The organism is Helicobacter sp. T3_23-1059, from assembly GCF_053654515.1.
In genome coordinates this window covers 47,265-66,992 of record NZ_JBSIUV010000007.1, presented here as the reverse complement: position 1 = coordinate 66,992, position 19,728 = coordinate 47,265, and the positions used below count along the sequence as shown (strand labels likewise).

The window sequence follows — 19,728 nt, the reverse complement described above, 5'->3', positions numbered from 1 at the left end:
ATATATTTTTATGATAGCAGGCAAAAATCTAAACTCCCATTTGCCCCCATAAAAAAAGGCAAAGCTAGAATCTATGTATGCGGTCCTACGGTGTATGATGATGCGCATTTAGGGCACGCAAGAAGCTCGATTGCGTTTGATTTGCTCCGCCGTGTGCTACTGCTAAATGGCTATGAAGTGTTGTTTGTCAAAAATATCACCGATATAGATGACAAAATCATCAAAAAAGCCCACACTCAAGGCATATCCATACAATCCCTAGCGGATACATACACAAAATCGTATGAAAAAGATATGCTAGCCCTAAAAGTCCTGCCTGCAGATATTTCCCCAAAAGCAAGCGAAAATATCCCACAAATCTCTAGCCTTATAAAAACACTGCTAGATTCTAGTGTGGCTTACACGCTAGAAAATGGCGATATTTATCTAAGCGTGCAAAAAGACGCAAAATATGGCTCTATCAGCACTCGCGGAGGCGATGAGGACGAAAATCTAGCGAGAATCAAAAACGACACGCACAAAAAAGATGAGAGGGATTTTGCCCTGTGGAAAAGCTACAAAGGCACAGATGATGAGGGGTATGAAAGTCCGCTAGGGCTAGGGCGTCCGGGCTGGCATATCGAATGCTCTGCAATGATAGAATCTAGCCTTGCATATAGCCTGCAAGAAAGCGCGGATTTTGCCATAGATATTCACGGAGGGGGGGCGGATTTGCTTTTCCCTCATCACGAAAATGAAGCAAGTCAAACGCGCTGTGCCACAGGGCGAGAAATCGCTAAATATTGGGTGCATAATGGGTTTGTAAATATCAATGGCGAAAAAATGAGCAAATCACTTGGCAATAGTTTTTTTATCAAAGATGCCTTAAATGCGTATAGCGGCGAGGTATTAAGAAACTACTTGCTTGGCGTGCATTATCGGGCTGTGTTGCATTTTAGTGAGGAGGATTTATTGGCTAGTAAAAAACGGCTAGATAAAATCTATCGGCTAAAAAAGCGCGTAAATGGCGTTTCAAACATAAAATCTAATGAGGCAAAATCTAGCGAAACAAAATCTAAAAGTGCGCAGGATTTGAGAGAGTTTGCCACAAAATCTAGCACAAAATCAATGGGCGATAAACATAACGATTTTGCAAAAAATATACTAGAAGCGATGAGCGATGATTTAAACATCTCAAAGGCTCTAAGCGTGCTAGAAGAAATGCTAAATAACGCAAATTCAAGCCTAGATAAAAATCCGAAAGATAAAAATCTAAAAGAACAGATTTTAGCAAATATCGATTTTGTGGAATATTTGCTAGGGATTGGCGGGGGCGATGAGGTGGAGTATTTTCAACAAGGTGTAGATGAGGCACAAAAAGCGCAAATAGAATCCAAAATCGCTAAAAGAGCGCAGGCAAAAAAAGATAAAGATTTTGCTTTAGCTGATGCTTTGCGAGATGAGCTAGCAGGGGAGGGAATCATAGTGCTAGACACGCCACAAGGTAGCGTGTGGGAAAAAATAGAATAAAATCTAGCTAACAAAGAGACAAAATCTAACCAAAATCTAGCGAGGATCTAGCTAAAAAATAGGCAAAAAGCAAGACAAAAAGCAAGACAAAAAAAGCAAAAAATAGGCAAAATCTCTCTAGCCGTTTTTATAATGCTATTTTTGTATCTCTTGTCTTTGCTCCCGTTTGCGTTGCGATACATTTAGCCACGATTTTAGTTATGATTTAACCACGGACACAAAGACATAAATAAAGACATAACGCAGTTTTCTAAAGGCGTTGTATGTTTGACATATTTCATATAAATAAACAATAATTTTTATGATTTAGTTAAATTTTTTAGTGTAGAATCGCCTCCCTAGCTTTACAAAAGCTAAGTCTAAAAATCGCTTTAGCAAGACTAAAGTCATAACTCTTATGTAAGGATTTAACAATGAAGCGCGTAAAACTAAAAAAACTTAGCAATTTTCTAATCGTTCGTATCCCTGATGAAATCGCCCAAGAACTTCGCTTAAGCGAGGATAGCGAGCTAGATATGTTTGTGCTAGATAGCAATGGAATCATAATGCAAAAACACCGAAGTATCGAAGAGATTTGCAGGGGGATAAATGAGGCAAATCTAAATATCGCGGGCGAATGGAGCAACTACAATACGCAAGGCAAAGAATGGTAAAAATGCCAAACAAACATAAAAAACATATAGGAGCATAAATCTATGATAGCCAAAAAATATATACCAGAATTAGGCGATGTGGTATCGCTAGATTTTATACCAAATGATGAGGGACAAAATCTTAACGAAGCCAAAGATTTTCCACAAGCACATGAAATCAAACCAAGACAAAGACTAGCAGTCGTGCTAAGCCCACTAAGCTACAATAAAGCAAGCGGACTTTGCGTGTGCGTGCCTATCACAAGCCAGATTAGGGATTATCCATTTGAAGTGCCTATCACGCTAAAGCAAAAAATGATGATTTTAAGCGACCAAATAAAAAGCATAGATTTTGCGCAAAGAAACGCAAGACTAATTGCAAAAGTGCATATATCCAAAATCTACCAAATCAAAAAACTACTAGCTAGCCTTTTAGGATTACAATTCGCGCTAAATTAAGTCATTTTAATCTATATTTATTTGGTTTAATCCATATTTATGGCGCAGGGGTGGGGGTGCATAATTTTGGTTAGATTTTAGATTGATTTTGGATTTATTTTGGGCTACCAACACCCACCACCACAACAACTAAACACTTTAATTATCCCTAAATTTATGCAAATCTTTTATAATTGCAAATCATCGCTATTTAACGCAAAATCTAATACCACAAACGCAAACCTCCAAAATTGTAAAAAAATCTAAACAAAAATCTAAAAGGTAGCAAAATCTATAATGCAAATATATGATAAATATAACTTGCTTAATGCCAAACCTATCCCGCCACTTCTATCTAGGATTAGCGCGCTAAGCGAGATTTTCCCAGATGCGTATGAATACAGCTACCAAGATGGCATACGCATAAAAATCCCTGATATAAAATCTAATCTTGCAAAACCTACGCTACAAAAAACAAAATCTAGCATAAAATCTACTTCAAAAACCACCTCCAAAATGTCCTCAAAATCCACCCTCGTAGCAAAATCCTGCGACAAAAACACACAAAATCCATACTACGCGCTAGAATCCCTAGCCCTAGATTTGCGCTCGTGGCGAAAGGGACCATTTTTTTTGGGGGATTTGCATATCGATAGTGAATGGCAAAGCTTTATCAAATGGGATTTATTACTGCCACATATATTAAAAGAAAATCTCCTAGAAAACGCTATCGTAGGCGACATAGGGTGCAATAATGGATTTTACCTGTTTGCGATGAGTTTGCATAAACCGCGCTTATTAGTGGGGTTTGATCCTAGTGCGTTATTTTTTTGTCAATTCTGTTTTATCAATCATTTTTTGGGACTGCCAATTTTCTATGAGCTTTTGGGGGTGCAGGATTTGGGCGAATACCTAGCCGATCCAAAAAACGCGCTAAAATCCTGCGTCTCAAACACTGCAAATATCATAGCAAAATATGCTAGCAAGACTAGCAAAAAGCCTGTAACACAAAATCCTGCCACAAGGGCAAAAAATCCAAAATTTGATGTGCTTTTTTGTCTAGGTGTGCTATATCATAGGGCTGATGTTTTTAGCACGCTAAAATCACTATCAAACGCGCTAGATTCTGGTGGGGTGGCGTTTGTAGATACGCTTGTGGTGGAAATGCAGGATTTTTTGGGAGAGGGATTTTTGGAAAAATATATTGATGAATGTTTAGATGAGGTGTTTTTATGCGAGCGGGGGGGCAAATCCTCTAAGTCAAATAGCGCAAAAAAAATAGCGCAAAAAATCGCAAAAAATGCCACAAACAAGATTTTAGACAATCTCTCAAACACGGAATTTGTGCTTTGCCCTAAAAAAAGTTATGCTAAAATGCCTAATGTATTTTTTATCCCAAGTGTGAGGGCTTTTGAGGGGTGGGCGCAACGATGTGGGTTTGACAAAGTGGAGCTGCTAGCCATAGTGCCTACCACGACAGATGAGCAAAGGCACACCAAATGGATAACCTCTCTAAGCCTAGAATCTTTCCTTGATAAAGAGGATTTTACAAAGACGATTGAGGGCTATCCTGCGCCAAAAAGAGCGTATTTTAAGCTAAGGAGAAAATAAATGGCAGATGAAGAAAAAGAAGAGGAAAAAATCGATAGATTATTCCCTGATGAGCGCGTGATAGGCAATGCTATCAATGTGCATTTTTGTGGCGAAATGGAGGAAATCAGCAAGGACAAAGCCACAGTAGTGCTAACCACGCGTGAGGATATGGAGGTAGATGCGGGTATCACACACACAGGGTTTGTCCATAGCGCGGCGGGCTTTGCAGCACTATGTGCGATAAATAAGAAAAACTCTATCATCATAGGCTCTGATGTGAAGTTTTTAGCCCCTGTGGAAACCAATCAACGAGTCGAATTTAAGGCAAAAACGCTAGTGGGTGATATGCGCAAATGCGAAGTCAAAGTCGAAGGTTTTGTGCTAGATATTAAGATTTTTGATGGGCTTTTTTACATTGTTATTTTTGATAAAAAGTTATTTAAATTGAAGCTAAAAGAGAACGCGGAGCAACCGTAAGGTTGAACGGCAAGGATTTTGCAAAGCACGGGAATCGTAGATTTTAAGTAGTTTGTAGGATTTATTAGATTTTGCTAAATTGCTTTTTATCTGCGGAGTTTATATGGAAAGTTTGATATAGAAGTCTATGTAGATTTTGTATTTTATACGCTGTTTTTCGCTATTTTTTGATGCGCTTTTTTAGGTTTTTGTGGGCTTTATGGCGTGGGGGAGATTTTACTTATTTTTACTAGATTTCTTGCTAGATTCTTGTTTATCTTTGCTAGTTTTATTTTTTTGCGAATCGCTAGAATCATCATTTGATGGTTCTTCGTCCTCTTTATACCATTTTGAGATAGGCTCTGCTATGCCATAAGCTGGGTATTTGAAGCTATCTAGGACGATTTGTGCCATCGTTTTATTGTCAAAATTAAACACAAGTGGGGCAAGGAAATTTATCGTAGAATTTTGGATAGGCGTTTGCATTACCATAATATTGGCAATAAGGATATTTTTGGAATTTTTTAAATCTAGCAACAACTCCATAGCCACAGGTACTTCAAAATCATATTTGCGCAACGCAAAAGGATTTATCAGCACAAACACAGGAGCTGTGCCATTAGTATTGCTTAGTCTCATAAAAATATCATCAATCTTATCCAATGTCATTTGTGTAACATCTTCAAAACCTAAGATAGGAGATTTTATATCGAAATCCATATCACACCTTTTTATTGTAGTCATATTTTTGGGCTTAGATTCTAAATTTTAGAATCGCACAATTTTTCATTATGTAAAGTAAATTTGTCGTTTTTAAATCAAAGATTCTATCCAATTTTGGCTATAAAATCAATTTGTTAGGCAAAATTTTAGTGAATTTTTCCTGATTTTGTGTTTTTTGGCAGTGTTGTTATGGCTTGTGAGTTTCTCATAATCGCACCATTTATGGTAAAAAATCTTATTTTAAGGCACAAAATTTTGACTACACATTGCAAAATCTGTGCTACAATCCGCGCAAAATCAACTAAATATTAAAGTTTTCTTAAATTACGCCGTTATTTTTTGCGATATTTTTGGCTATCAAATGCTAAAAAAGTAGCAAGAGGGCATATTTTAAGATATGTTTTTTTTATCAAGTGGATTATCAATGATTATGGATATTTTGCAAAAACTAGCCTTTATCTATATGCCTAGCTTTGTGATGAGATGCCTTAAAAAGCCTTAAAAAGCTAGCAAACATTAAGCAACAAAGGAATGCAATGAAAAGAATCTACCTAGACAACAACGCAACAACAATGATTGACCCAAAAGTCAAAGAAGCTATGGAGCCATTTTTCCTCGAGCATTTTGGCAATCCAAATAGCCTGCATAAATTTGGCACAGAGACTCACCCAGCCATAGCCGATGGACTTGAAAAAATGTATGCAGGGCTAAATGCAAATGATGAAGATGATATTATTATCACTTCTTGTGCGACAGAGTCGAATAATTGGGCACTAAAAGGCGTGTATTTTGAGCTAATCCATAATGGTGGCGACATAAAAAATAGCCCAAAAAACCACATTATCACTACCGAAGTAGAGCACCCAGCAATCGGTGCGACTTGTGATTTTTTGGAATCATTGGGGGTAAAGATTACGCGCCTGCCTGTCAATAAGCACGGAGCAATCTTTGCAAGCCAAGTCGCAGACGCTATCAATGACAAAACCGCATTAGTTAGCGTAATGTGGGCAAATAACGAAACGGGGGCTATTTTTCCCATTGAGGAAATCGGCGCGATTTGCAAGCAAAAAGGAGTGCTTTTTCACACCGATGCGGTGCAGGCTATCGGCAAAATCCCTGTGGATGTCCAAAAAGCTAATGTAGATTTGCTAAGCCTTTCAGCACATAAATTTCACGGACCAAAGGGCATAGGTGCGCTATACATTCGTAGGGGTGTGAATCTCACGCCCCTACTTCACGGAGGAGAGCAAATGCGTGGACGCCGAAGTGGCACGCTAAATGTCCCATATATCGTGGGAATGGGCGAGGCTATGCAACTAGCAAATGATTATTTAGGATTTGAAGAGACTTATGTCAAATCCTTGCGTGATAAGCTAGAATCTGGTTTGCTAGAAATCCCTGATGTGCGCGTGATTGGCGATATTACTCATCGTGTGCCAAATACGATTTTAGTAAGCGTCAAAGGCATAGAGGGCGAGGCAATGCTATGGGATTTGAATAAAGCAGGAATTGCGTGTAGCACGGGTAGTGCGTGTGCTAGCGAGGATTTGGAGGCAAATCCCATAATGGTAGCCGTAGGTGCAGACAAGGAGCTGGCACATACTGCGATTAGAATCTCGCTTAGCAGGTTTAATACTGAAGAGGAGATAGTTTATACGCTGGAGGTGTTTAGGAGGGCAGTAGATAGACTACGCAATATTTCTAGCTCCTATGGGGCTTAGATTTTGTGCTTGTCTTTTTGTGATAAATTCGTCTTTGGGTAGTCATTTTCACAATCTACTCACTACGCTTCACTGCGGCGTATGTCTAATACGCCTCATTCGCGCAAGCGAGTAGATTGCAAAAAGCAATACCGCAAATGCTAGAATTTTGAATAAAACAAACAAAACTACCACAACAACAAAAGGATAAAAAATGGCAAAAAATGACTTAATCGGTGGTGCGTTATGGGACGCATATAGCAAAAAAGTAGCACAACGAATGGACAACCCCACACATTTGGGCGTCATCACGCAAGAAATGGCAGATGAAAAAGGTGCGAAGCTAATCGTTGCCGACTATGGCGCAGAATCTTGTGGCGATGCGGTGCGGCTCTATTGGCTCGTGGATAACGATGATACAATCATTGATGCGAAGTTTAAGAGCTTTGGCTGTGGGACGGCGATTGCAAGTAGCGATATGATGGTAGAGCTATGCCTAAACAAAAAAGTCCAAGACGCCGTGAAAATCACCAATATCGATGTGGAAAAGGCACTGCGTGATGACCCCGATACGCCCGCTGTGCCCGGGCAAAAAATGCACTGCTCGGTAATGGCGTATGATGTCATCAAAAAGGCTGCAGGAATGTATCTAGGCAAAGATGCGGAGGATTTTGAGGACGAAATCATCGTGTGTGAATGCGCGCGCGTTAGCCTCTCAACCATAAAAGAAGTCATCAAACTCAACGACTTAAAAACGGTAGAAGAAATCACGCAATACACCAAAGCAGGCGCGTTTTGCAAATCCTGCATAAAAGAGGGCGGACACGAGAAGAGAGAATATTATCTCGTGGATATTTTAAACGCCGTGCGCACTGAAATGGAGAGCGAAAAGCTCAAAAATCAATATGAAAAAAGCCAAAGTGATGGCGCGAAATTCTCCGATATGACAATGGTGCAAAAGGTAAAAATGGTGGATAAAGTCATCGATGAAAATATCCGCCCTATGCTAATGATGGACGGCGGAAATATGGAAATCCTCGATATTAAAGACACAAGCGATGGGCATATTGATATATACATTCGCTATATGGGGGCGTGCGATGGGTGCGCGAGTGCTGCCACAGGCACGCTCTATGCGATAGAATCTGTCTTGCAAGAGAATCTAGATTCTAGTATTCGCGTGATGCCGATATAATCGCGCATTTGTGAGAAACCACACCCAAACAAGCAAAAATACACGACTCTAAGAGCAAATATGCAATCTAGGACAAACAAAAAACACGCTGTCTTGCTTGATTTGTATAATCATTGCGAAGCACAAAATGATTTTGTCTTTCACAATGATTTGGTTAAAGATTACGCCAAAAAGCATAATTTTGGGAATCCATTTGACGCCACAAAGCTAGATTCTAGTGAGAAACTCCCGCGCTTTTTTAGAGAAAATGACATTTGTCTTTTGCATTTAGGTAGCGGGAATCATAAATTTATCAAAGGCATAGATAAACTCTACCACGCATTTGAGCCGATACAAGAAAACATAACTTGGGACTATCAAAAAGGGTTGCTAGATGAGTTCAATGATAGCGAAAGCAATGTTTTAAGTATGGCGAATAACTATCACATTTTGCATCATTTTTTATTTTTTGATGAGTATGAGCCAAAAAAATATTTTAAAATTGTAGAAAAATCAATAAATAATTACTATAACTCAATAAACAATAAAACAAGTATAAACCATATAAATGTCATAGTTGATACCAATGATAAATGGCATATTGAATATCATATATTTTGTGATGGCACAAGAACATATTTTCCTCATCGCACAAATACAGATTTAGAATATTATTTTGACAATGAAAAAATAGTTGCAAAAAATCAACAAATAGAAATCGACTTGACGCTAGAATATAATGGCACAATCGGCATTTTTGAAGCAAAAAATGGCGAACCAAAAGATTTTAATGTGTATCAAATTTATCACCCATTTTTGTATTACACAAACGCGAATCTGCCGATTAAAGAGATTATTTGTTGCTATCTTACGCGCAATGAAAATAGCCTAAAACTTTGGGCTTATACTTTTGAAAATCCGTTGCAACTTGATTCTATTAAGTTTATAAAGTCTAGGGAATATATTTTAAAATCACACAAATATATTCCAAAAAGGGGTTAATATGGAGTGGAATAAAATCTACAATGACGACACGATTAAAATCCTAAAATCCCTGCCAAATGATTGCTTGGATATGATTTGGGGGGATCCTGATTATAATGTCGGCATTGATTATAATGGGAGCAAATACACGCAAAAATGGGAGGATTATATCGCGTGGTATAGCGAGTTAGCGAGCGAATCTTTGCGCGTGCTAAAGCCTAGTGGCAATGCGTTTTTTATGAATTATCCCAAACAAAATGCGTATTTGCGTGTGAAATGCCTTGATAGTTTGGCTTATGATGTGAGCGAATATGTGTGGGTGTATAACACAAATGTCGGGCATAGCAAACGGCGTCTCACTACCGCGCACCGCTCGATTTTACACGCCACAAAATCTAAAGACAATCATTTTTACAAAGACAATATCGCCCTACCTTATCAAAACCCCACCGACAAACGCATAAAAGCGCGAATGGAGCGGGGCGAAAAGGGGCGAATGCCTTACTCGTGGTTTTATTTTGATTTAGTCAAAAATGTGAGTAAGGATAAAACCTTTCATTCCTGTCAAATTCCGAGTCCGCTAGTAGAAATGTTTATCAAATCTTGCACGAACGAGGGCGATAGTGTGTTTGTGCTATTTGGCGGGAGTGGAGGGGAGATTTTATTGTGTGAAAATCTCAAACGCAAATGGCTAAGCTGCGAGCTACATAAGCCCTACTTTGATATGATAAATGATAGGCTAAAATCAAATGGCGCGATTAAAAATGAATTTAGATTACCAAACTTTGTGCGCCAAATTCGCCCAAACAACGCAGAACTAAGTTTGTTTTAGGCGTTTGCATTATCCACAACTTCTAGCGCAAAATCGACCTAACAACGCATATTAGATGACTTAATCCCAAAAATCATAAAATAAATATTCAAAAATTTTTGCAAAATCTAAGTGTGTTTGTGCCTAGCCATTATAAAAATACAAGCAAAATTTAGCTATGATTTTGCGATATTTTATACTGATTTGGAAGTATTAAGGCGGGCAAATGGACTACAAAAAGGCGTTTTTTAGTAAGTTAGAGGATTGCTATCTAGGGGCAAAGATAAAGAGTGCACAAAATAGCATAACCCAAAATAGCACAAATGCAAGTAATGGCAAGGCAAATGCAAACAGCACAGCAAGTGGCGCAAACACAAGCACTGCGCAAAGTGGTTTTACAAACTTACTCCACATTAAAGCGCAGTATTTTGCGCATATCAAAGCGCATTTGCAATCGCGTATAAATGAGCTAGTGGGCGATGATAGCATAGAATCAAATGATATTTACAACAAACTCTACACATTTTTTGATAGCTACCTAAATGAGACAGGCACACCGTTTTTTACCGATACGCCGATTTACAAAAATATCTATGCCAAAATTTATAGCAACTCCAAAGACACAAGCCTTTTTTACAAAACCCAAAATCTCTACTATGTCAAAAGCGACACGCTCTATCAAAGCCTTACTTTGCAGGACAATGAGGGTAGATTTAGCATATTTTTTGACGCGAGTGAATATAGGCAAAATGCCGATAACAACAAAAGCAAGGTGATTTTTAAGCTAGATTCTATTGATACCCACCCCCTAACCCCCTCCGCACAGGGAGGGGGAATAATGGGCGAATCTTCCGCAAGGGATGGGGAAACCCAAAATCCTAGCGAATCTAGCACAAATGAAAATCAAATCCCCCAAATCGCCATAAAAGTAACCAACCAAAAAGATTTATTCCCCGATTTTCTTAATGTTTTCAAAGCAAATTCTAATGAATTTAGCGATGATTTCATAAAAGCACTAATTGACAAAAATCTATTGCCTAAAAAGCCCACCGATTCGCATTTAGAATCCCTAAAAAAGCTCTTTTCAAGTTACAAAAAGCAAAATGAGATAGATTTCTTTATCCACAAAGACGCGGGAGGATTTTTAAAAGAGCAGTTTGATTTGTGGATGTTTGGCTACCTTTACAAAGACAGCGCGTTTCAGCAGTGGAATAATGTCGCAATCAGTCGTTTGCAGCAAGTCAAAAACCTAGCTTATGAAATCATAGATTTTATCGCTAGATTTGAGGACGAGCTAAAAGCTATTTGGCTAAAACCAAAATTTGCCAAAAAGACGGAGTATGTGTTTAGCATTGAAGTGATTTTGGCAAATGCTTATAAAGATTCTCCATCTAATGCGGAGGATTCTCTCTTGTCCCCCTCCCTTGCGGAAGATTCGCCCATTATTCCCCCTCCCTGTGCGGAGAGAGGGCTTAAGGGGTGGGTATCTCGTAGCGAAAAACTAGACACGCTTTTGGAGCGCATTTTTAGCGATTCACATTTTGAATCACAGATTAAAGAATGGAAAGAGCTAAATTTAGTCGATGAGGATTTTAGTTTAAAATCATTAAAAGACTTTATCAAATATTGTCATACTGAGCGTAGCGAAGTATCTCATAAATCAGACAATAGAGATTCTTCGGTTGCTACGCAACCTCAGAATGACAAAAATTTGGATTGCCACGAATCTACTATCGCAGATTCTCGCAATGAATATAGCGTTTGTCATACTGAGGGCGAAGCCCGAAGTATCTCAAAAGATAGCAAAAATAGAGATATTTCGGCTTTTTCAAAGCCTCAATATGACAAAGATTTAAATGCGCAAAACGAAAAATACAAATTCCTACCCATTGACACAAAGCATTTAAGCAAAGAGACAAAATTTGCCTTGCTTAACGCCTTTGATGATGTAGAATCCTTGCTAAATGGCGAACTCATAAAAAGCGATAACTTCCAAGCCCTAAACTCCATAATGCCAAAATATCAAAATAAAATTGATTTGATTTATATCGACCCACCTTATAATACAGGCAATGATGATTTTATCTATGCCGATAAATTTAACCACGCTTCGTGGCTTTCTATGATAAGCAATCGCCTTGAATTAAGCAAAAATATCTTAAATGACAAGGGCAGTATTTTTGTAAGCATTGATGATAATGAACAAGCGAATTTAAAGCTTTTAATGGATAGTGTGTTTGGCAATGAAAATTTTGTATCTAATTTGATTTGGGAAAAAAAGTATTCACCCGCAAATGACTCAAAGTATTTTAGCGATAACCACGATTTTATTGTATGTTATGCAAGAGATAAGGATATTTGGAAACCCATTTTAATGCCAAGAACACAAGAAATGAATGCAAGATATACAAACCCTGATAACGACCCGAGAGGTGCTTGGAAAGCTGGTGGATTTTCAGCAAAAACTTACTCTGCAAACTATGATTATCCTATAACTACACCAAGCGGAAAAGTTGTATATCCACCAAGTGGAAGTTGTTGGCAGACTTCAAGAGATAATTACGAAAAACTATTAGAAGATAATAGAATTTATTTTGGAAAAAATAACGATTCAAAACCACAAATTAAGCAATTTTTGTCAGAAGTTCAGCAGGGTGTTGTTACAAAAACTCTTTGGCGATATGATGAAGTTGGACACAATCAAATAGCTAAACAAGAAATAAAAGCATTATTTAGTGATGAAATTTTTGATACCCCAAAACCAGAAAAACTGTTAAAACGCATTTTAGATATTGCAAGTAAATAAAATTCTACTATTTTAGATTTCTTTGCTGGAAGCGGGACAACTTGCGCGGTGGCTTTAAAATTGGGACGAAAATTTATAGGCGTGGAAATGGGCGAACATTTTTATAAAGTGGTTATTCCAAGACTTAAAAAAGTTGTAGCGGGATTTCAAAGCGGAATTAGTAAAGAAACCGAATATAAAGGCGGCGGAGCGTTTAGATATTACGAGTTAGAATCCTACGAAGAGGCGTTGGCAAATTGTGAATATGTTTTGAATAGTTCTGTCGTTTGTCATACTGAGCGAAGCGAAGTATCTCAAAAATACAACAATAGAGATTCTTCGCTTTCTGCGAAAGCTCAGAATGACAAAAATTTGGATTGCCACAAATCCGCTATCGCAGATTCTCGCAATGACGGCATTTCCCCCACCATTGCGGAGAGCGACATTGGGGGTGGGTATCATATCATCGACTACCGCAAATCCCGCAAACTCATAAAAGAGCTAAACAAAGAATGCGACAAGCCCATAACGCTAAATATGAGCGGATATAGGGCAGAATTTGACATATTTCAAAGCATTGCTAACCTTATGGGGTGGAAAATCAAGCGGTTATTTTTGGATAAATCTACCCACCCCCTAGCCCCCTCCGCAAAGGGAGGGGGAACAAAAGGCAAAAACTCCGCAAGTGAGGGGGAAGAAAAAGCCTCCATAAGTAAAGGGAAATCTGCAAACGCAGAATCTGTGGGCATAGAATCTTGCGAATATCATAACGGCGAAATTGTAAGCCTAGAATCTATCGACATAGCAAAATACCCAAAACTAAAAAATCTCATTTGGTGGGAAGCAAATGCAAAATAACATAATCCTCTACACTACCACTGATGGCAAGGCAAAAGTCGAGCTATATGAGTTTGGCGAAAATCTATATTTGGCACAAAGCGCAATCGCAGAACTTTTTGCCACCTCAAAGCAAAATGTGAGTTTGCATATCCAAAATATCCTAAAAGACGGGGAATTGAGCGAAGATTCAGTTGTCAAGGAATACTTGATAACTGCCAAAGACGGCAAGTCATACAATACGAAAATTTATTCATTAGAGATGATTTTGGCTATCGGCTTTCGTGTGCGAAGCAAACGCGGTGTGCAGTTTAGAATCTGGGCAAATGAGCATTTGCAAACATACTTGCAAAAAGGCTTTTTAATCGACAGCAAAAGGCTTAAAAATCCAAATGGTAGGACGGATTATTTTGATGAGCTATTAGAGCAAATCCGCGATATTCGCGCAAGTGAAAAAAGATTTTATCAAAAAGTGCGCGATTTATTTGCTTTGAGCGTGGATTATGACGCTAGCGATAAAGCCACGCAAATGTTTTTTGCCGATACGCAAAATAAACTACTTTATGCCGTTACCCACCAAACTGCCTCCGAGCTAATCTGTGCTCGTGCTAATGAAAATGCGCCAAATATAGGGCTAACTTCGTGGAGTGGCAATATCGTGCGCAAAGGCGACATAATCATCGCTAAAAATTATCTAAACAAAGATGAATTAGATAGCTTAAATCGCCTTGTAAATGTGTTTTTAGAATCTGCTGAATTGCGCGTTAAAGACAATCAAACGCTTACGATGGACTTTTGGAAAGAAAATGTGGATTCGTTGCTAAAATTTCAAGGCAAAGAGATTTTAAAAGATTTTGGCAAGATTTCAAATACACAAATGGAAAAAATCGTGCGCGAAAAATACGAAATTTTTAACGCCAAACGCAAAACAATAGAAGCTAAAAAGGCAGATGAAAACGACATAAAAGAACTTGAAACTAGCTATAAAGAATTACAAAAAGGCAAAAAATGAGCAAAAATCAAAAACCAAAATCTATGAGCGAGAGTGTCGCTAAAAAACTCGTGCTAAATGAAATCATCAAAGAAAATTATGCAGATTTTAGCGAGTTTTTGGGCGAGATAGATTTTGCCACATTTTCACATAGCATTACCTTGCAAGAATATCAGCAATCCGCGCTCAAACACGCCATAATCGCGCTAAAACTCTATATGGGCGACATAAACCAAAATCACAGCGATTATGCACAAATCGAAATTTTTAATGACAATGCAGATTCACTGCTACGCGCTTATCGTACATATCAAAGGCAAAATCTAATAACGCCAATCGAGCGAAGCGACATAAATCGCGCAAGTTTTTGGATGGCGACAGGCAGTGGCAAAACTATCGTAATGATAAAGCTAATCGCCCTGCTAAATAGCCTAAGCCAAAAAGGCGAGATTCCCAAAAAGCCTATAATGCTACTTGCGCCAAATGATAAGATTTTAGCGCAATTTAGGGAGCAGATAAACGCGTATAATGCCTACAATGCAAATGCAATCACGCTAAAAGAACTAAAAGATTTTGAGAGGGCAGAATCTAGCGCAAATCTCTTTGGCGAAGCGGTGGTGTATGTGGCTAGAAGTGATTTGCTAGACAGTGCTGAAAATGTCGGTAAAGATAGCAAGGCAAAAAGGCTAAATCATAAAAACTTTTTGACACAAAGCGGGTGGTATATCCTGCTAGATGAAGCGCACAAAGGCGATAGCAAGGATTCTGTGCGAAAGGGGTATTTTAATGTGCTATCTAGCGGAATGTTACCAAATGGCGAATCTTTGCGTCAAAATGACTTTTCGCGGGGATTTATCTTTAATTTTAGTGCGACATTTGAGGATAAGCTAGATTTAGATACCTGCGCGTTTAATTATAATTTGGAGCGGTTTAATACCGATGGATATGGCAAAAATATCGCTGTGCTTGATAGTGATTTGCGCGCTTTTAAAGATAGCGGGGGCGATACTCAAAAGATAGAAGCGACAAAGCGTGAGCGAATCATAGAGAGTTTTATCCTCTTTTGTGCGATAAGATTAAGCAAAGAGCGACTTTTTAGCAAATTTGGCGAGTTTCAAAATGTCGCTAAATCCTCTCCCTTGCTTTATCACAATCCTTTAATCATCGCTGTGAGTGATAAAGTCAATACGCAAGAAGCGGGGGTGAAGCTCTACTTTGAAGCGATTTTATCCATTTTGGCAAATGACATTGACATAACGCCTATCGCACAAAATCTAAAAGAAAAGCTAAAAAATGCGAATGTGTATTTTGGCACAAGTGAGATAAGGGCGGAGTTTTTAGAAATCGTGGGGAGCGTGGATTCTAATGCGCTTAGAAAAACCGTGTTTTATGCAAATGAAAAATCTAGCATTGAAGCGTGCAAAATCAAAGGCAACGATAAAGAGTTGGCATTTAAGAGTAAAAATGCAAATACGCCTTTTATGCTGCTAAATATCGGTAGCACAAAAGAGTGGGAAAAGCAGTATCTACAAACGCTCGGTGTGGAGAGTGGGGAGGATTTGGGCGTAAGCTATTTTGACAATATCAACTCTCAAACTTCGCCCATAAATATAATGATGGGTAGCAAGGTGTTTAATGAAGGCTGGGATAGCAACCGCGTGAATCTTATCTGCTTTATAAACATTGGCTCTAAAAACGCTAAAAAATATGTCTTGCAAACCATTGGGCGAGGGGTGCGAATCGAGCCTTTTGCAAATGTGCGCAAAAGGCTTGAAAAAGCACATATAGATTCTACCATAAAATCTAGCCTAACGCCTTTATGTGCGGGGCTAGAGAGCTTATTTATAATGGCAAGTGATTATAATGCGATTGATGGGATTTTGCAAGGGATTGAATCTTTTAAAACAAGTGGGAAAATCAGTGGTTTTAAGGTTAGGAAAGATTTTTCGCCATTGCTTGTGCCGACATATAAAGAGGGCAAAAAGCGTAACGAAGTCTATGCGATTTCTAAGGTAGATTTTGAGAATTTGCGTAAATTTGTGGAGAGCTATGATGAGGATATTTTACTGCTTAGTGGTGGGTGCAAGGCTGCGGATTTAGGGCTTAGCACAGCGCGCAAAATCCGCGAGAACAAAGGCTTTGAAGTGCGCGGAAATAGGCAAAATCTAAATCCTAGAAATGCTTTTGTAGTTGTCGATAGATTTTTCCATAGCAAAGCAAAAGAGTTGAGCGAATTTAAAAATTTAGATAATGAAATCTGTCATTTTGAAAAATTTAGTAGCACACTAGATGAAGTCATCATCGATGAAATCAACAAGAAAATAAAAGAGCTAGTAAGTAGCACAAATGCGGGACAAAAATCAGAATCCGAGCTAATCGAAGAGGTAAAAAGCGGCAAACTAAGCATAGAGGACTACACCAAAGCGATAAAATCTAGCACACGCAAAGCCACCGATGAAGTCTATGGCTACACGCTAGATTCTAGCTTGTCAAAACATTATTATAATCCGCTAATTATCGATGAAAAGGGCAAAGGTGGGGTAGTGTATGCGATAAAACACCCTAGCGAAGTGGAGTTTTTACGCGATTTAGGCGAGTATGTGGCGAGTGAATCTAACGCGCTCAAAAAATGTGAATGGTGCTTTTGTCGATTAGTAGAAAATGTCGATGAAATCTATCTGCCTTATTTTGATGAAGCTATGCAAGAAATGCGGAAATTTTACCCTGATTTTATCTTTTGGGTAAAGCGCGAAAGTGAATTTAGTATTATCTTTATCGACCCAAAGGGTGTAAATCTAGCTCCACAAAATGCGTTAGATAAAGCGCGGGGATTTAGCGATATTTTTGCAAATGCTATTTTAACTTATGATGGGCAAAAAGTGCGCGTAAAGCTCGTGTATTACAACAAAGAGCGCGTCTATAATGAGAATCTAAAAGGGTATATTTGTAGTGATGTGGCAGATATTTTAGGGAGTATTTAGGTTAGATTTTGTTTGTGTTTATCACGCGTAAAAACTCTTTGCCAAAATCCTAAGTAATATTCTTAGGCTACAATCTTAAGCTATAATTTTGGGTTATAATTTTTTGGATTTTGCCAAATGCTAATATGACGCTAATAAAGGAACATAATGCCACAAAACACGCAAACCACCCCCCCCCCCAAACTACATACTTCAAGCTATTTTACGCGCTTTTGGCGTTGTTTGTCTTTATTGTGTTTGTTCGCCTTGTTAGCCTCGCGCTATATCCGCTTATGGACCCCACAGAGGCGCGATATGCCGAAATGGCTCGCAAAATGCTCGAGTTGGGCGATTTTGTGGTGCTACACTACACTTATGAGTCGCCATTTTGGGGCAAGCCTCCGCTTAGCTTTTGGGGGAGTGCGCTAGGAATGAGCCTGTTTGGAGTCAATGAATTTGGTGCGAGAATCGCGCCTTTTGTCGCGGGATTGCTCGTATGTGCGCTGTTTTTTGCGTGGCGTTATGATATGCGCGATTTTGCCCCCTTACAAAGCCCTAAAGAAGCGCAAAATCTTTTGCAAACTCACAAAAAATGGCAACTGCAAAATCTCACACGCTCCCGATACACGCTTGCTTTAGCGAGTAGTATTATTATGCTTAGCACGGCTCTTGGGCTTGTCGCGTGTGGGGCTGTGATGACTGATGAGTTTTTGCTCTTCTGCGTTGGGCTGTGTATGGTGGGGTTTTGGAATTGCGTGGCAAGTAAAAATTTACACATACAAGATTCAGAATTTAAAGCCAAAAACGACACAAATACGGGCGATAAAGCAAGCAAAAGCGCGAGCCAAAGCACGCAAAAAGCACGATTTTGGGGATATGTGTTTTTTGTGGGGATTGGGCTAGGATTGCTTGCAAAAGGACCGCTTATTTTTGTGCTTTCACTCGTGCCACTTATGGGCTTTGCCGTGCTTATGTGGCTTTTTCATCGCATTTGTCAATCTCGCCAAATAACCCAAAATCTCACCCAAAATCCACAAAACACACCCGCACAAACCACCACAAACGCAAGCCAAAATCTCACACTGCATTACAGCAATTTGCCCCTTGTGAGCGGGACTCTCCTCGCCCTGCTTATCGCGCTTCCGTGGTATATTTTGTGCGAGATGAAAAGCGAAGGATTTTTGGAGTATTTTATCATCGGTGAGCATTTTAAGCGATTTTTAGTCAGTGGCTGGGAGGGGGATTTGTATGGGAGCGCGCATTCACGCACGCTTGGGAGCATTTGGATATTTTTCCTCGTGGCGTTTTTGCCCTGGAGCATTATTTTTGTAGGATTTTTCGCCCGCCACTTCGCCACGCTCTTTGCACATTTTACAATCTCCGCAAAAAGCCCTTTTATGAAAGCCTCTTTTTTCAATGCCACACGGGATTTGGCGGGGCAAATCGCGCAAAATCTCCTCACGCATAATGCAAAAACTCTCTACCTCACGCTTTGGATTCTTACCCCGCTAGCATTTTTTACCCTCTCGCGCAATGTGCTTTGGACTTATGTCCTGCCCTGCGTGATTCCATTTAGTATATTGCTCGCGCAGTGGATTTTCTCTACGCGCACAAAGGCGTTTGCGACATACATTTGGATTTTGCCTTTGGTGCTTGTGGGTGGGTTTGGTGTGTTTGTGCCTACGCAAAGTGCGCAAAACCTGCTCTCCCCCTATCATCACAAAGATATTTTTACGCGCTTTAGCGGGGATTCTAGGCTTGCTTTTATCGGGTTTAGCCCGTCTTATTCTGCGGAGTTTTATACCCACGCTAAAAATGACGCGCTTAGGGCTAAAAATCCCTCCATAACGCCATTGCGAGAGGAAATCTACACACGCAAAGAGTTGCAAGAATGCGTGGCATTAAATAGCGAGACAACCCGCAATCAAGGGCTTAAGGGTTGTGCTTTAAGCGAGATTTTGGGCACAAATGAGCGTGTAAGTATCGCTATAAAAACAAGCGATTTTGCTACCTTTGGCGAGTTTTTCGCGCTTTATGCTCCCGCATTTAGCCCAATCGTAGAATCTAAAGGCATAACGCTTTTGCAGAATTTTTAGGTAGCGAAATAGATTCCCACATTCTATGATTTTGCATTT

Annotated in this window: 13 protein-coding genes and 2 pseudogenes; 14 read left to right on the top strand and 1 reads right to left on the bottom strand. The window is 39.2% G+C overall.

Translation table 11 applies throughout. From position 1 onward, the window contains the following. The 5 genes from cysS (at position 1) to ACWIX0_RS03480 (ending at position 4,649) form a co-directional block, all read left to right on the top strand. A complete protein-coding gene (gene cysS, locus ACWIX0_RS03500; RefSeq protein ID WP_454172003.1) occupies positions 1-1,509 on the top strand; it encodes a cysteine--tRNA ligase in 1,509 nt (502 codons plus the stop codon). Between the two features lie 413 nt (positions 1,510-1,922). Further along, positions 1,923-2,162: an AbrB/MazE/SpoVT family DNA-binding domain-containing protein gene (locus ACWIX0_RS03495; RefSeq protein WP_454171983.1), complete on the top strand. Its 240-nt coding sequence runs from the start codon at positions 1,923-1,925 to the stop codon at positions 2,160-2,162. A 42-nt stretch (positions 2,163-2,204) separates the two neighbouring features. Beyond that, a complete protein-coding gene (locus ACWIX0_RS03490) occupies positions 2,205-2,600 on the top strand; it encodes a type II toxin-antitoxin system PemK/MazF family toxin (RefSeq protein WP_454171982.1) in 396 nt (131 codons plus the stop codon). Between the two features lie 276 nt (positions 2,601-2,876). Next, positions 2,877-4,190: a DUF1698 domain-containing protein gene (locus tag ACWIX0_RS03485; protein ID WP_454171980.1), complete on the top strand. Its 1,314-nt coding sequence runs from the start codon at positions 2,877-2,879 to the stop codon at positions 4,188-4,190. Then, positions 4,191-4,649 (top strand): PaaI family thioesterase, encoded by a 459-nt coding sequence (locus ACWIX0_RS03480; protein WP_454171979.1) that lies wholly within the window; start codon positions 4,191-4,193, stop codon positions 4,647-4,649. It begins immediately after the preceding gene. Between the two features lie 216 nt (positions 4,650-4,865). On the opposite strand, the gene fliW is transcribed toward ACWIX0_RS03480, so the two are convergent. Beyond that, on the bottom strand, positions 4,866-5,348 hold the full coding sequence (gene fliW / locus ACWIX0_RS03475) for a flagellar assembly protein FliW (RefSeq protein WP_454171977.1): 483 nt from the start codon (positions 5,346-5,348) through the stop codon (positions 4,866-4,868). Between the two features lie 539 nt (positions 5,349-5,887). Here fliW and ACWIX0_RS03470 point away from each other — a divergent pair. From ACWIX0_RS03470 to ACWIX0_RS03430, 9 genes and pseudogenes are all read left to right on the top strand, one after another. Further along, the gene (locus ACWIX0_RS03470; protein ID WP_454171975.1) at positions 5,888-7,072 is read left to right on the top strand and encodes a NifS family cysteine desulfurase; all 1,185 of its coding nucleotides are present in this window, start codon (positions 5,888-5,890) and stop codon (positions 7,070-7,072) included. Between the two features lie 193 nt (positions 7,073-7,265). Continuing rightward, positions 7,266-8,246 (top strand): iron-sulfur cluster assembly scaffold protein, encoded by a 981-nt coding sequence (locus ACWIX0_RS03465; protein ID WP_454149705.1) that lies wholly within the window; start codon positions 7,266-7,268, stop codon positions 8,244-8,246. A gap of 60 nt (positions 8,247-8,306) precedes the next feature. Further along, the gene (locus tag ACWIX0_RS03460) at positions 8,307-9,227 is read left to right on the top strand and encodes a type II restriction enzyme (protein ID WP_454171973.1); all 921 of its coding nucleotides are present in this window, start codon (positions 8,307-8,309) and stop codon (positions 9,225-9,227) included. Between the two features lies 1 nt (position 9,228). Next, positions 9,229-10,041 carry a DNA-methyltransferase gene (locus ACWIX0_RS03455; protein ID WP_454171972.1) on the top strand — a complete coding sequence of 271 codons (813 nt, stop codon included), beginning with the start codon at positions 9,229-9,231 and terminating at the stop codon, positions 10,039-10,041. A gap of 205 nt (positions 10,042-10,246) precedes the next feature. Further along, positions 10,247-10,816: pseudogene (locus tag ACWIX0_RS03450) on the top strand (site-specific DNA-methyltransferase); the annotation flags it as partial. 42 nt (positions 10,817-10,858) lie between these two features. Then, positions 10,859-13,663 (top strand): annotated as a pseudogene (locus ACWIX0_RS03445) (DNA methyltransferase). Next, positions 13,653-14,654 carry a virulence RhuM family protein gene (locus ACWIX0_RS03440; RefSeq protein ID WP_454171971.1) on the top strand — a complete coding sequence of 334 codons (1,002 nt, stop codon included), beginning with the start codon at positions 13,653-13,655 and terminating at the stop codon, positions 14,652-14,654. The pseudogene ACWIX0_RS03445 and the gene ACWIX0_RS03440 overlap by 11 nt, the downstream one beginning before the upstream one ends. Continuing rightward, complete coding sequence (locus tag ACWIX0_RS03435) at positions 14,651-17,614, top strand: DEAD/DEAH box helicase family protein (RefSeq protein ID WP_454171969.1); 2,964 nt, start codon at positions 14,651-14,653, stop codon at positions 17,612-17,614. The genes ACWIX0_RS03440 and ACWIX0_RS03435 overlap by 4 nt, the downstream gene beginning before the upstream one ends. Positions 17,615-17,739: 125 nt before the next feature. Then, positions 17,740-19,689, top strand: a complete 1,950-nt coding sequence (locus tag ACWIX0_RS03430; RefSeq protein ID WP_454171967.1) for an ArnT family glycosyltransferase — start codon at positions 17,740-17,742, stop codon at positions 19,687-19,689. Positions 19,690-19,728: the final 39 nt, after the last annotated feature.

Bases quoted from the DNA above. Each gene is read 5' to 3' on its own strand.
- ACWIX0_RS03490 (WP_454171982.1), top strand. From the start codon at position 2,205: ATGATAGCCAAAAAATATATACCAGAATTAGGCGATGTGGTATCGCTA.
- ACWIX0_RS03480 (WP_454171979.1), top strand. From the start codon at position 4,191: ATGGCAGATGAAGAAAAAGAAGAGGAAAAAATCGATAGATTATTCCCT.
- ACWIX0_RS03470 (WP_454171975.1), top strand. From the start codon at position 5,888: ATGAAAAGAATCTACCTAGACAACAACGCAACAACAATGATTGACCCA.
- ACWIX0_RS03455 (WP_454171972.1), top strand. From the start codon at position 9,229: ATGGAGTGGAATAAAATCTACAATGACGACACGATTAAAATCCTAAAA.
- ACWIX0_RS03485 (WP_454171980.1), top strand. From the start codon at position 2,877: ATGCAAATATATGATAAATATAACTTGCTTAATGCCAAACCTATCCCG.
- ACWIX0_RS03440 (WP_454171971.1), top strand. From the start codon at position 13,653: ATGCAAAATAACATAATCCTCTACACTACCACTGATGGCAAGGCAAAA.
- ACWIX0_RS03495 (WP_454171983.1), top strand. From the start codon at position 1,923: ATGAAGCGCGTAAAACTAAAAAAACTTAGCAATTTTCTAATCGTTCGT.
- ACWIX0_RS03465 (WP_454149705.1), top strand. From the start codon at position 7,266: ATGGCAAAAAATGACTTAATCGGTGGTGCGTTATGGGACGCATATAGC.
- ACWIX0_RS03435 (WP_454171969.1), top strand. From the start codon at position 14,651: ATGAGCAAAAATCAAAAACCAAAATCTATGAGCGAGAGTGTCGCTAAA.
- ACWIX0_RS03430 (WP_454171967.1), top strand. From the start codon at position 17,740: ATGACGCTAATAAAGGAACATAATGCCACAAAACACGCAAACCACCCC.
- ACWIX0_RS03460 (WP_454171973.1), top strand. From the start codon at position 8,307: ATGCAATCTAGGACAAACAAAAAACACGCTGTCTTGCTTGATTTGTAT.
- fliW (WP_454171977.1), bottom strand. From the start codon at position 5,348: ATGGATTTCGATATAAAATCTCCTATCTTAGGTTTTGAAGATGTTACA.